9 protein-coding genes are annotated in these 12570 nt (G+C 70.3%); all 9 read right to left on the bottom strand.

Annotated elements, in window-relative coordinates; genetic code table 11:
• Positions 1-144: 144 nt before the first annotated feature.
• Entirely contained in the window at positions 145-1494 is a 1350-nt protein-coding gene (locus GEMRO_RS0123900) for a glutamine synthetase family protein (RefSeq protein ID WP_027136034.1), read from the bottom strand.
• 114 nt (positions 1495-1608) lie between these two features.
• On the bottom strand, positions 1609-1929 hold the full coding sequence (gene trxA / locus GEMRO_RS0123895; RefSeq protein WP_027136033.1) for a thioredoxin: 321 nt from the start codon (positions 1927-1929) through the stop codon (positions 1609-1611).
• Positions 1930-2021: 92 nt separating this feature from the next.
• Positions 2022-5465, bottom strand: coding sequence for a double-strand break repair helicase AddA (addA, locus tag GEMRO_RS0123890; RefSeq protein WP_027136032.1), 3444 nt, complete (start codon positions 5463-5465; stop codon positions 2022-2024).
• Positions 5462-8383, bottom strand: coding sequence for a double-strand break repair protein AddB (addB, locus tag GEMRO_RS31500; RefSeq protein ID WP_051329413.1), 2922 nt, complete (start codon positions 8381-8383; stop codon positions 5462-5464). Before addB ends, addA begins: the two co-directional genes overlap by 4 nt.
• 5 nt (positions 8384-8388) lie before the next feature.
• A complete protein-coding gene (locus GEMRO_RS31495) occupies positions 8389-9324 on the bottom strand; it encodes an aminoglycoside phosphotransferase family protein (protein ID WP_051329412.1) in 936 nt (311 codons plus the stop codon).
• The gene (tsaE, locus tag GEMRO_RS0123875) at positions 9321-9752 is read right to left on the bottom strand and encodes a tRNA (adenosine(37)-N6)-threonylcarbamoyltransferase complex ATPase subunit type 1 TsaE (RefSeq protein WP_276202856.1); all 432 of its coding nucleotides are present in this window, start codon (positions 9750-9752) and stop codon (positions 9321-9323) included. Before tsaE ends, GEMRO_RS31495 begins: the two co-directional genes overlap by 4 nt.
• Positions 9753-9798: 46 nt before the next feature.
• Positions 9799-11094, bottom strand: coding sequence for an adenosylhomocysteinase (gene ahcY, locus GEMRO_RS0123870; protein ID WP_027136030.1), 1296 nt, complete (start codon positions 11092-11094; stop codon positions 9799-9801).
• A 159-nt stretch (positions 11095-11253) separates the two neighbouring features.
• Positions 11254-12129, bottom strand: coding sequence for a DMT family transporter (locus tag GEMRO_RS0123865; RefSeq protein ID WP_027136029.1), 876 nt, complete (start codon positions 12127-12129; stop codon positions 11254-11256).
• Positions 12130-12253: 124 nt separating this feature from the next.
• Positions 12254-12568: a quaternary ammonium compound efflux SMR transporter SugE gene (gene sugE / locus GEMRO_RS0123860; protein ID WP_027136028.1), complete on the bottom strand. Its 315-nt coding sequence runs from the start codon at positions 12566-12568 to the stop codon at positions 12254-12256.
• Positions 12569-12570: the final 2 nt, after the last annotated feature.

Here is a 12570-nt window from a genome sequence, read left to right as displayed (position 1 = left end):
AAGCTAGCGCGGCATCATGACGGCAGCTTGAGCGTGATCCTCAGGAGTGTCCCGGGCCTCGGCCGCACTCGGGCTGAGTGTGACACCCAGATTTCACCTGCCATGGATGGCAAGATCCGTCCGCGAAGGTGCTTCACCACGAGCTTAGACCATCGACAGATACCACTCGTACTCGGTCGGCGTGATCCGCATCACGAAGCGTTCCCGCTCGACGTCGCGGCAGGTCGAGTACACCCGGCAGAACTCCGCGCCGAAATAGTCGTGCAGGGGCGACTTGTTTTCCATCGCCTCGATCGCGTCCTCCCAGGTGATCGGGATTGAGGCGGGGATCTGCTCATACGCGTTGCCGACCACGGGCCTGCCCGGATCGCCGCCCTTCTCCAGCCCGTCCAGGATTCCGGCCAGGACCGAGGCCAGCACCAGGTACGGGTTGGCGTCCGCCCCGGCGACCCGGTGCTCGATCCGCCGGGCCTTGGCCGAGCCGGCCGGGATCCGGAACGCCACGGTGCGGTTGTTCCAGCCCCAGGTTCCGGTGGTCGGCGCGTAGGAAAGCAGCCGGAAGCGCCGGTAGCTGTTGGCGTTCGGCGCCAGGGCCAGCATGGAGGGGCCGAGCAGGCGCTGCATCCCGGCGATGCAGCGCTTCATGGTGGCTTCGCCGCCCTCGACCTCGCTGAACACGTTGCGGCCGTCCCGATCGAGCAGGCTGACATGGACGTGAAAGCCGGAGCCGGCCATCTCGGGGAAGGGCTTCGCCATGAAGGTGGCGCGATGGCCGGATGCGCGCGCCGCGGCCTTGATCAGCCGCTTGAACATGATCCCTTCATCGGCGACCTGGAGCATGTCGGTGCCGTGGCCGAGATTCACCTCGAACTGGCCGGGCGAGTATTCCGAGACCACGCCCTTGTAGGGCAGCCCCTGCTGGTCGCACCATTGCTCGACCCGCTCGAAGAAATCGTCAAAGTCATCCAGGGTCTCGTGGGTCCAGACCTCGCCCTCACGGGCCGGCCGGCCCAGCCGGTCCAGGTGCGGCAGCATCGCGAACCCGTCGCGGTTCAGCGCCTTGTCGACCAGGTAGAACTCGAACTCCAGGGCGGCGCAGGGCGTAAGCCCGAAGGCCGCGAACCGCTCCACCACCTTGGCCAGGACCGTGCGCGGGCTATACGGGAACGGGCTGCCGTCATGATCGGTAAGCTCGCCCACCACCTGGCAGGAGGCGTGGCGCCAGGGCACCACCCGGAGGGTCTTCGGCTCCAGGCGGAGCGGCCGGTCGGCATCGCCCTCTTCCCAGACCAGGCCGGAGCGGTCGACGTTGGAGCCGGTCGTGTCCAGGCTGTAGAGCGAACTGGTGAAGATCGAGCCGCCCTCCAGCGCCGAGAGCAGGTCAGCCTTCGGGATCCGCTTGCCGCGGGGGATCCCCACGAGGTCGGGCAGGAGCAGGTCGGCATGTTCGACCAGCGGGTGTTCGTCGAAAAAGGTCTGGACGAGCGGGTGCATGATGTGAAGCGGCCGGCGTCGGTCGCCCGACGCCGGCCCGTCTCCTTGAAGGATGTGTGACAGCCGGCGGGCCTGCCTCCACCTAGGCGGAAAGCAAGCTGCCCGCCAAGCCCGTCAGATGCTGTCGTGCACCCACTCGACCAGCTTGGACTTCGGCATCGCACCGACCCGGGTTGCAGCCAGCTCGCCGTCCTTGAAGATCATCAGGGTCGGGATGCCGCGCACGCCGTACTTGGTTGGGGTGAGGGGGTTCTCGTCGATGTTGACCTTCACGACCTGGATCTTTCCGTCCAGCTCGTTCTGCAGATCTTCCAGGTGCGGCGCGATCGAGCGGCAGGGGCCGCACCATTCCGCCCAGAAGTCGACCAGGACCGGCGTCTGCGCCTTCAGCACATCGGTGTCGAACTCGACGTCGGTCGTCTTTTGTACGCCCATGATCGATGCCTCGCGATCGCGGCCCGACAGGGGCCGCATTCCTGGCACTCAACTAGGTGTCGCCGATGCGCCGCGTCAAGTTCGCGCCCACGTCATGGCAGACCCGCGTCCAGCGGGACTGGCAGGTGACGACGGAGCAGCTCTACCGGCAGCGGGACCACCGAGAGCGTGTCGGTCCAGACCAGGGAGGCGTGGATCGGCCGATTCGGGAAGCGCCGCTCCAGCAGGGCCGCATAGGCGGAAAGCTGGCGCAGATAGGCGACAGGCGTGTCCTCGACCCGGTCCGGCGGCAGGCGCGCCGTCTTGAAATCGACCAGGTGGATCGCGTCGATGCCGATCGCGAGCCGGTCGATCTGGCCGTTGACCGCCACGCCCGCGATCGTCCCGGTGATCGCCTGCTCGGCCCGGGAGCCTGGCCCGAACAGCGGGCGCAGGTCGGGATGGGCCAGCACGGCCAGGACCTGCTCGCGCAGCCGCTCCTGCATGTCCGGCTCCAGGTCGGTGGCCACCCGGGCGAGGTAGCGGTCCAGGGCCGGGTCGCGCTGTGTTTCGTCCAGTTCGGGCAGGATCTGCAGCAGCCGGTGGGCATGCAGGCCGAATGCCCGCGCCGCCAGCCCGGCACCTCGCGCCGGCGGATCGTCGCCACCCGCACGGGATGGCGCCAGGCTGCGGGCGGTGGCAGGCTCGGCTCGGGCGCTGGTGCGCAGCCAGGACGGCTCCGGCATGGCCGTCGCCGCGGCCCGAACCTCCGCAGGGACCGCCACGGGCGGTCCCGGGTCACCGCGCCGCCTTGTCAGCACCTCCCCGCCCAGCAGCGCGCCCACGGCGTCGACGCCGCGCTCGGCGCCGCCGGCTGCCTCCAGGGCGGCGCGAACCCGGCCATGCCAGGAAGGCTCGCCCTTGTCGCTCTCCTCGCCCCAGCCGGCCAGGTAGAGCCGGTCGCGCGCCCGGGTCAGCGCCACATAGAGCAGCCGCCGGGCTTCCTCCTCGTCGCGTCGGGCCTCGGCCTCGACCAGCCGCTCCACCAGCGGCGGCCGGCTGCCCTTGCTGCCGCGCAGGAAGACCAGCCCGCTTTCCGGGTCGCGGATCAGGCTTCCCTGGCGGCCGCCGCCGCCCGGTCCGGCATCGGCCAGGATCACCACCGGGGCCTCCAGGCCCTTGGAGCCGTGCACGGTGAGCACCCGGACCTCGTCGCGGGCCGATTCCGGGTCGCGCTTGAGTTGCGCATCGGAGGCGGCCAGCCAGTGCAGGAAGCCGGACAGCGAGGCTGGGTGCCCACGCTCGTAGGCAAGACATTCGCCCAAGAATGCCTCAAGCGGCTCGACCACCTCGCGCCCCATCCGCTCGACAAAGCGCTCGCGCGCCCCGCTGGTGCCCAGGACGTGGCAGAACAGCTCATAAGGGGGCATGAAGTCGGCCCGGCGGATCCACTCGCGCAACCGGCCATAGGCTTGGGCAAACCGCTCGCCGCCGCTTTCGGCGAAGGCGCGCAGCCGCTCGATCAGGCTGGTCTTGCCACGATCATGGGCCAGCGCGAACAGGTCGTCCTCGGAGAGCTCGATCAGCGGGCTCTTCAGCACGCAGGCGAGCGAGAGGTCATCCTCGGGCAGCGCCAGTACCGCGCCCAGCGCCAGCAGGTCGCGCACCGCCAGATGCTCGACCAGGGTGAACCGGTCGGCACCCGCCACCGGGATGCCGCGCCGCTTCAGGGCCCGGATCACCAGGTCCTGGATCCGGCCACGCTTGCGCACCAGCACCAGGAATTCCTGGGCACGCAGCTGCTGGCCCGACGAATCCAGCGGCAGGCGCCTCGCCAGGCTGTTCTGGATGAAGGTCGCAATCGCGCTGGCGACCTTCTGCTGCCCGGTCTCCACCAGGTCTGGCCGCGTGCCCGGCTGCCAGGGATCGTAGGTCATCCGGTCGTCGCCGGGAGCCAGCGGCCAGACGCCCACCAGGCCGGGCGCACCGCCCCGGCTGGTGGCATGGCGCATGACCAGGTTATCCGCCATGACGCCCGGACGAGCATCCTCGGCCAGGAACACCTGGTCGACCACCTCCAGCACCGCCTCGGTGGAGCGGAACGAGGTGTCCAGGACCACCGTGCGGATCGGCCGGCCGGCGCCGGCCGCCCTGGCCTCCAGCCGGGCGCGCACCTCCTGCAGGGAAGCCAGGTCGGCGCCCTGGAAGCCGTAGATCGACTGCTTCTCGTCGCCGACCACGAACAGCGTCCGGTTGCGCCCGCCCGCGGTCTCGCCGGTGAAGAAATCCTCGACCAGCCGCTCGATGATTGCCCATTGCGCGGGGCTGGTGTCCTGCGCCTCGTCGACCAGCACATGGTCGATCCGGGCGTCCAGCTTGTAGAGCACCCAGTCGCGCACCGAGCTGTCGGCCAGGAGGCGGCCCGCGAGCGCGATCAGGTCGTCATAGTCCAGCTCGCCCTCGAACGCCTTCTGTTGTTCGGCATGGGCGATGGCGAACATCCCGGCGGCCAGCACCGCCCCGGTGACCTCGGCGCATTCCAGGGCAACCAGTTCCTCCTGGACGGCCAGGACCCGTTCCTGCTCCACCCGGCAGTGCTCGGCCAGCGCCAGGTCGGCCTTCTTCATGGCGGCCGTGAGCATGTCCTTGATCGGGCCGCCGTCCGCCGTGGTCCAGGCCCGGGCATAGGCGCTCCAGCCTGCTGCTCGCGCACCGGCATCGGCCGCCTTCAGCCAGCTGTCCAGCCGCTCCGCCCGCGCCAGGTAGAGCTTGCTCCCGGTCGCCAGCGCCGCCTGGACCTTGAGAAGCCCATTCCGCTCAAACGCCGCATCGGCGCAGGCCTGGACGAGAAGTTCCGTGCGGCTTCGGCCGGCGCCGAGTGCCTTGGCCACCGCAGCCAGGATCCGGTCGGTCCCGCTGTCACCGCCGCCCAGTTCGAGGAGGTGGCGTCGCAGCCGGATCACCTCGGAGATCGCGTCGTCGATAGTCTGGTCGGCGAACCGCTCGGCCAGCCTGCCCACCACCTTCGCCATGGCCGACCCCTCGACCGACGCGGCTTCAAACAGCGCCGCCTTGGCGGCCGCGAGCCGCTCCGCAGCGGTCCGCTCGTCGATCACCGAGAAATGCGGCGACACACCGGCTTCCAGGGGGAACCGGCGCAGGAGCGAGGAGGCGAGGCTGTGGATGGTCGAGATCGACAGGCCGGACGGAAGGTCCAGCACACGGTCGAACAGGCCACGGGCGCCCCTGATCTCGTCCCTGGTCGGCGCGCGGCCGAGCACCCCCTCCAGGTCCGCGACAAGTTCCGGTTCGGCAGCCCCCGACCAGGCGGCCAGACGCGCCTCGATTCGTTCGATCATCTCCGCGGCGGCCGCCTTGGTGAAGGTCAGGCCCAGGATCGTGTCGGGCGGGCTGCCGGCCAGCAGCAGGCGCAGGACCCGGTCGGCCAGCACGCGGGTCTTGCCGGTGCCCGCGTTGGCGGTGACCCAGACCGAGCAGGTGGGATCCGCGGCGTCGCGTTGGGCGGGCGTGGGCGGCGGCGGCAGCTTCCAGCTCATGGCAGGTCCTCGGTACCGGCCGGCCGCTCCGGCTCCGCGGTCCATTCCGCGACCCGGGACAGGTGATCGTAGCCATCCTGGCGGCGCGCGACCTCGGCCTTGGCCACCGCGACGAACGGATTGGCAGGATCGTCGAACCAGGCCAGCAGCCGGACGATGTTCTCTTCCAGCTGGTCCAGGCAGGTCGCGAGGTCGTCGCTCAGGGTCGTGTCGAAGGCACCGCGCCCGGCCAGGCTCCAGAGCGCCAGTTCGGCGACCTCGCAGTTGGCCAGATGGCCGAACCGGCCGTTGCGGGCGATCAGCCCCTCGATCAGGATCTGCGGGCGGCGGAGCCCGGCCACGTCCCTCGCCGATGGGATCTGGCCGGTCTTGTAGTCGACGATCCTGACCCGGCCATCGGGAAGACGCTCCAGGCGGTCGGCCTTGGCCTTCAGCTCGACCCGCCGCTCGCCGAGCAGGACCGGCCAGGCACCGCTGCGCTCGGCCAGGACCTGGATGCCCTCGCAGCGGCGGGCGACCTCCGCCTGCACCACCATCTCTGCCGCGCGCAGGAAGCGCGGCCACCACAGCGCCGTCACCTGGGGATAGTGGGCGAACCGGGCGAAGGCGGCCATGCCCTGGGTGCGCAATTCCTCCAAGGGGGCTGCCGGCAGCAGGTCCGGCCAGGCGCGCACGTACGCCTCCATGGCATGATGCACGGCGTTGCCGCGCTCGGCCGCGCCCGCCTGCGCGTCCACCGGCTCCAGCTCGCGCAGGCCCAGGATCTTCTTGACGTAGAAGAGATAGGGATCGTCCAGCAGGGTCTCGACCTCGGTGGCCCAGATCTCGGTGGGCCTCGCCGAGCGGCGCGGCTGCGGCCGGGGCCGCTCGATTCGCCGGGTCGCCGGATGGCTGGCATCAAGCTGCTCCACCAGCGCCGCGCGTTCTGGGCCGGCCTGCGCCTGGGCCAGCAGGTCCGGCCCGCGCAGGGCTGCCTCCAGCCGTACCAGGAAGCGCGATGGCGTGGTCGGGCTCCCGGTAGGATCCCGCCTGGAGCGCACCAGGACAAGTTCCTCCGCGGCGAACTGGCCCAGCAGGTCGTGTCCGGCCACGCCGATCTTCGCGTCCACCGGCGGCAGGCCCAGGGTCTGCCGCATCGCCCGGTTCAGCCATGGGCCGGCATCGGTGTCCTCCGGCCAGGCACCTTCGTCCAGGCCGGCCACCACCACCCGGTCCGCGTCGAGCAGGCGTGCCTCGAAGCGCCCGCGGATCGCGATGCGCGGGTGGCGCGGCCTGCGCGGACGCACCGGGATCTCCGCCATCAGGACCGCCAGGAGCGCCGGCCAAGCCGAGGGCGGCATTGGGTCCTCGTCCACTAAGGCCGCTTCCAGCCTCGGCAGGAACTGGGCGATCTCGGCGCCGGCCTCACGCGCGAAGAACTCAGCGTCGCTGCCGTCCTCGTCGGTGGTGAGCCAGCGCACCAAGGCCAGATGGCGGCGCAGCACCTCGGCAGGCGGAGCCGGTTCGGATGCGCTCAGCAGTTCGGCCAGGGGAGCTGCCGCCGCGGCGAACCCGCCGAACCACTCCGCCAGGACCTCAGGCGCCACCGGTGCGGACCAGCGGCTGTCCGGGTCCCGCAGCATCGCCAGGATGCCGTCCAGCCCGCCGGCCGGGCGAGGCCCGCGCAGTACGCCCCGCTCCAGCGCCCGCACCATCCGCCGGAAGCGGCCCTGGTCGCTGCCGCCCCGGGTCAGCGGGTGCTTGAGCAGCGCCAGCAGAGCCGCGGGCGGGAACGCCTCCACGGCGGCATGGGCGGCCAGCAGCAGGAGGCTGCCGGGAGGCGTCTGGTCGAGAGGCGTGCCGGCGCTGTCGTCGACCACGATCCCGTAGCGGGAGAGCTCGATCGCGACCCGGCGGGCGAAGTTGCGGTCGGTGGTGACCAGGGCGGCGGTCCGGTCCGGCTCCTCCATTGCCTGGCGGAGGTGCAGCGCCGTCGACACCGCCGCTGCGGCCGGCTCGCGCCAGGTCTCGATGGTCAGTCCCTGGATCGCAGCGGCGGGAAGATCGTCGCCGTCGGGCAGGACCTCGCCGATACGCCTGGCGAGAAGCTCGCGTGGCCTGGCTGCTCTGGCGCCCGGCCAGGGCCGTACCTCGGCGGGATCTGCGCCGATCCGCTCCAGCAGCGTCGCCAGCGGCGCCAGAGGATGGGTCGGCGTGGCCGCAGCCGGCGCATGGCTGTCGAACCCCTGCAGCACCAGATGGCCTTCGGGCAGGGCGGCCACGGTCTCCATCAGCCGCGCCACCGCCGGGATGGTGCCGGTCACCCCGGCCACGATCACCGGGAAGGCGGGCGGCTGCTCCTGCCAGTTGCGCACCTGCGCCTCCAGCAGGAGGCGCCGGCGCCTGGCCGGATCGACCCGGCCCTCGGCGGCCAGCAGGTCCGGCCATGCCTGTTCCAGGATCTTGAGGAAGGCGAGCGTGCGCTGCCAGTGTTCGGCCAGGTCTTCCGGCACGAGCCGCTCCAGGCCGCCGGGCTCGATCTCCTCGGTCTGCAGTTCGTCCAGGAAGCGGGCGAGGTCGCCGGCCAGCCGCATCGAGCGATCGACGTTGGGGGTGTGCCCGGAGGCTTCCTCCACCTTGCGCACGAGGCGCGCGAGGAGGAGCCGGCGCCGGACCGGGTCGATCGCCGGAGGCAAATCGAGCGCGCTCAGCGGATCCAGCAGGAGGGCATCCTCCTCGACCTCGCCGATCGGCTGAATGCGCGGGCACAGCCGCGTGGAACCATCGGCTGGGCGCAGCGCCTCGCGGAGGGCAAGCACGGCGCGCCGGGAAGGAAGCAGGATCAGGGCCTCCTCCAGCCGTTCGCCGAACATGGCATCCAGCCCGCACACCAGGGCAGGCAGGAACGCGGTGGTGAAGGGAATGGTCCAGAGGCTCATCCGCCTCAGCTACCGAACCCGTGGCGTCCATGCCAGTCCCGGATCGGCGCCAGCACCGGATGGGCCAGCGCCTGTTCGAGCTGGCCCTGCACCCTTGGCAGGAGGTCCAGATAGGCCGGTTTGCCGTCGCGCTTCGCCAGCCGGCGGAACAGGCCCAGGATCTTGGTGGTCCGTTGCGCGGCCATGATGGCGCAGGCGGCGGCGAAGGCGTCCCGGTCCAGTTCCGGCCGCGTTTCCAGGTAGCGCATCGCAACAGCCGCAGCCGCGTCGTCGGCGACGTCCCGCCGGGCGTCGACCAGCAGCGAGATCAGGTCGTAGGCGGCGGGCCCGATCCGCGCGCCCTGGAAGTCGATCAGGGCGAACCGCTCGCCGACCTGGATCAGGTTGAGCGCGTGGAAGTCCCGGTGGATCACCACGTCCGCGCCGACCCGGGCGAGCGGCAGAATCCCGGTCCAGAGCGCCAGCAGATCGGCGCGTGCCGTTTCCGTCAGGCTCCCGGCCGCCCACTCGGTGAAGATCCCGATCTCGAACAGGAAGAAGTCGTCGTCGTAGGCCGGCAGGAAGGCCGGTACCCTGGCCCGCTGCAGTCGCAGCAGTTCGTCGCAGGCGCTGGTGTATAGAGGCTTCTCCTGTTCCGGCCGGGCATGGCACAGCTGAGCCAGCAGGCTGTCGCCCAGGTCCTCCACGACCAGGAAGCCCGCTTCCTCATCGGCCTGGTGGATCGTCGGCGCCAGCAGGCCCTGGTCCCGCAGCCAGCCGGCCATCCGGACGAACAACGCCGTGTCCTCCGGCGGGGGCGCATCGACCAGCAGGGCCGGCGAGGGGCCGTCCTGCAGCCGCTCGTAGCGGCGCAGCGAGGCGTCGCCGGTCAGCGGTTGCCGGCGTGCGCCGGCCCAGGCCGTCCCCGCCAGGAAATCGGAAAGGCGTTCGGGGCGGCTCAAGGCTGGAGCGTCCGCATCCGGTCGGCCCAGCCGGCCGAGGCGTCGATCCGGAGCCGCCGCGCATTCGGCCGCTCCGTCTCCTGCAGGGTCAGCATCAACGGGTCGCCCGGCAGGTGCTCGGCATGTTCCGGCCATTCGACCAGCAGGGCGCCCCGCTCAACCACGTCCTCCAGCCCGAGGGTCCGGACCTCGTCCGGATCGCCCAGGCGGTAGAGGTCGGCGTGGCCGATCAGGAGATCCCGCAGTTCGTAGATCTGCAGGAGGGTGAAGGTGGGCGAGGGAACCTCGATCTCGGCCCCGGCGCGCGCCCGGATCACGGCACGGGCCAGCTCCGACTTCCCGGCGCCGAGGTCGCCGGAAAGGCCGACCAGGTCGCCTGGCCGCAGGACGCCTGCCAGCCTGGCCGCGAGCCGGTGGGTCGCGGCCAGGCTCGGCAGGTCGAGGACGAGAGCCTCGCTCAGGGGAGCGCCTCGATCAGTAGCGATAGTGCTCGGGCTTGAACGGGCCCTGCTGGGTCACGCCGATATAGGCTGCCTGCTGCTCGTTGAGCTTGGTGAGCTTCACGCCCAGCTTCTCGAGGTGCAGCCCGGCGACCTTCTCGTCGAGATGCTTGGGCAGGGTGTAGACCTTGTTCTCGTACTTGTCGGCATTCTGCCAGAGCTCGATCTGCGCCAGCACCTGGTTGGTGAAGGACGCCGACATCACGAAGGCCGGGTGGCCCTTGGCGCAGCCGAGATTGACCAGCCGGCCCTTGGCGAGCAGCACGATCCGCTTGCCGTCGGGGAACTCGATCTCGTCGACCTGCGGCTTGACCTCCTCCCACTTGTAGTTCTGCAGCGCCGCGACCTGGATCTCGGAGTCGAAGTGGCCGATGTTGCAGACCACCGCCGAGTCCTTCATCGCCCGCATGTGGTCGATGGTGATCACGTCGATGTTGCCGGTCGCGGTGACGAAGATGTCGCCGAGCGGCGCCGCCTCATCCATGGTCAGGACCTGGTAGCCCTGCATCGCCGCCTGCAGCGCGCAGATCGGGTCGATCTCGGTGACGACCACACGAGCACCCTGCGAGCGCAGGCTCTCGGCCGAGCCCTTGCCGACGTCACCGAAGCCGGCCACCACCGCGACCTTGCCGGCCATCATCAGCCCGGTGGCGCGCTTGATCCCGTCGACCAGCGACTCGCGGCAGCCGTACAGGTTGTCGAACTTCGACTTGGTGACGCTGTCGTTCACGTTGATGGCGGGGACCAGCAGCTTGCCGGCCTTGGCCATGTCGTAGAGACGGTGCACGCCGGTGGTGGTCTCCTCGGAGATGCCGCGCACCTCCTTCATGAGCTCCGGGTACTCGTTGTGCATGACCAGGGTGAGGTCGCCGCCGTCATCCAGGATCATGTTCGGCGTCCACCCGTCCGGACCCTTGATGGTCTGGCGCAGGCACCACTCGTATTCTTCCTCGGTCTCGCCCTTCCAGGCGAACACCGGCACGCCCTCGGCGGCGATCGCCGCGGCGGCCTGGTCCTGGGTGGAGAAGATGTTGCAGGAGGACCAGCGGATCGACGCGCCCAGATGCTTGAGCGTGCGGATCAGCACCGCCGTTTCGGTGGTCATGTGCAGGGAGCCGGCGATCCGCGCACCTTTCAGCGGCTGGCTGTCGCCGTACTCGGCGCGCAGCGCCATCAGGCCGGGCATCTCCTTCTCGGCGAGCAGGATCTCGCGCAGACCCCAGGCGGCGAGGCCGATGTCGGCGACCTTGTAATCGGTGAACTGAGCCATGGTTTTCTTCAGGATTCCGGTCTGGTGGCGGCGCGGTCTTCGTTCGTCGCTCGTCGGCCATGGGCCGTGGACAGGAGCCGGGACAACCGCCCGCGTGGTCAGCGGATATAAAGCATAGTGCATATGATCGGGCAAGCCGGGGTGGTGCGGCCTGCGCGCTTACGTCCGGTCCGGCCGGGTCGCCAGGCCGATTGCCACCGCCACGGCAGCGATCCCCAGCACCAGCGACCAGCCGATCGGCTCGCCCAGAGCGATGGCGCCCGCGGCGCTGGCGGCGACCGCGTTGATGGTGATGGCCATGGCGACCCGGGTGGGGGTGGTTCGTGCAATCGCCTCGGCCCAGAGCCAGTAGGCCGCAGCACCGCCGAACACTCCGACATAGACCGCCGCCCATGCCTTGGTCCGGTCGAATGCCGCCACGGAGGCGAACCCGTCGACCATCCATGCCGCCAGCAGCAGGACCGGGACCGCCACGCCCATGCCGACCGAGGTGAACCGGAGCGGGCCAGACCGCACGATGAACTTGCGCGACCAGATGTTGTAGAAGGCCAGGAAAAGGGCTCCGCCCAGCATCAGGAGGTCGCCCTTCCAGGCACCCGCCGGGACGGCACGCAAGCCTCCCGCCAGCGCCGCGGCGACGCCGCTGAACGCGATCACCGCGGCCACGGCCTTGCGCGCGGTGAATGGCTCTGCGCCCATCAGCGCCGCCACCGCCATGGTGAGCAGCGGCAGGGTAGCCAGCGTGAGAGCGGCACGACCCGCGGTGGTCCAGATCAGCGCTCCGTTCAGGATCACCGGGAACAGAACGAAGAACAGGAGACCCAGCCCGGCCACCACCGGGAGGTCGCGCAGGGCCGGCCAGCGCTCGTTCTTCAGGCAGGCGATCGGCAGCAGGATGCAGACCCCGATACCGAAACGGATCGCGGCCAGCGTGAACGGGTCGGTGGACGGAGCCAGATAGCGGATGCCGGTAATGGCGGTGCCACCGATGACAGCGGAGCCGACGCCCGCGGCCATGCCAAGAAGTTCGGACAAGGCGGCTCCCAGCCGTCATCCCGGACGGAAGAAAGCCGCCTGGGCCGGACAGGTGATCCGGTCGGTGGCGACCAGACCACGCGAGGCGCTACCGGGCAATCCCGGGCAGTCGGTGGTCCGGAGGTCAGTGCACCAGTTTCAGCCCGACGATCCCGCTGACGATAAGCCCGATGCAGAGCAGCCGGGCCACCGTGGCCGCTTCGCCGAATAGGTAGATCCCGAGCAAGGCTGTGCCGACCGTGCCGATCCCGGTCCAGACGGCGTAGGCGGTGCCCAGCGGCAGGTTCTTCAGCGCCAGGCCGAGCAGCGCCAGGCTGACGACCATCGACCCCACCGTCAGGACGGTCGGCACGACACGGGTGAAGCCCTCGGTATACTTCAAGCCTACCGCCCAGCCGATCTCGAAGAGGCCGGCGAAGAACAGGACGATCCACGACATCA

The organism is Geminicoccus roseus DSM 18922 (genome assembly GCF_000427665.1).
GTDB classification, from domain to species: domain Bacteria; phylum Pseudomonadota; class Alphaproteobacteria; order Geminicoccales; family Geminicoccaceae; genus Geminicoccus; species Geminicoccus roseus.
The sequence above is the reverse complement of the archived record's forward strand: the minus strand, read 5'-3'. Positions and strand labels throughout refer to the sequence as shown.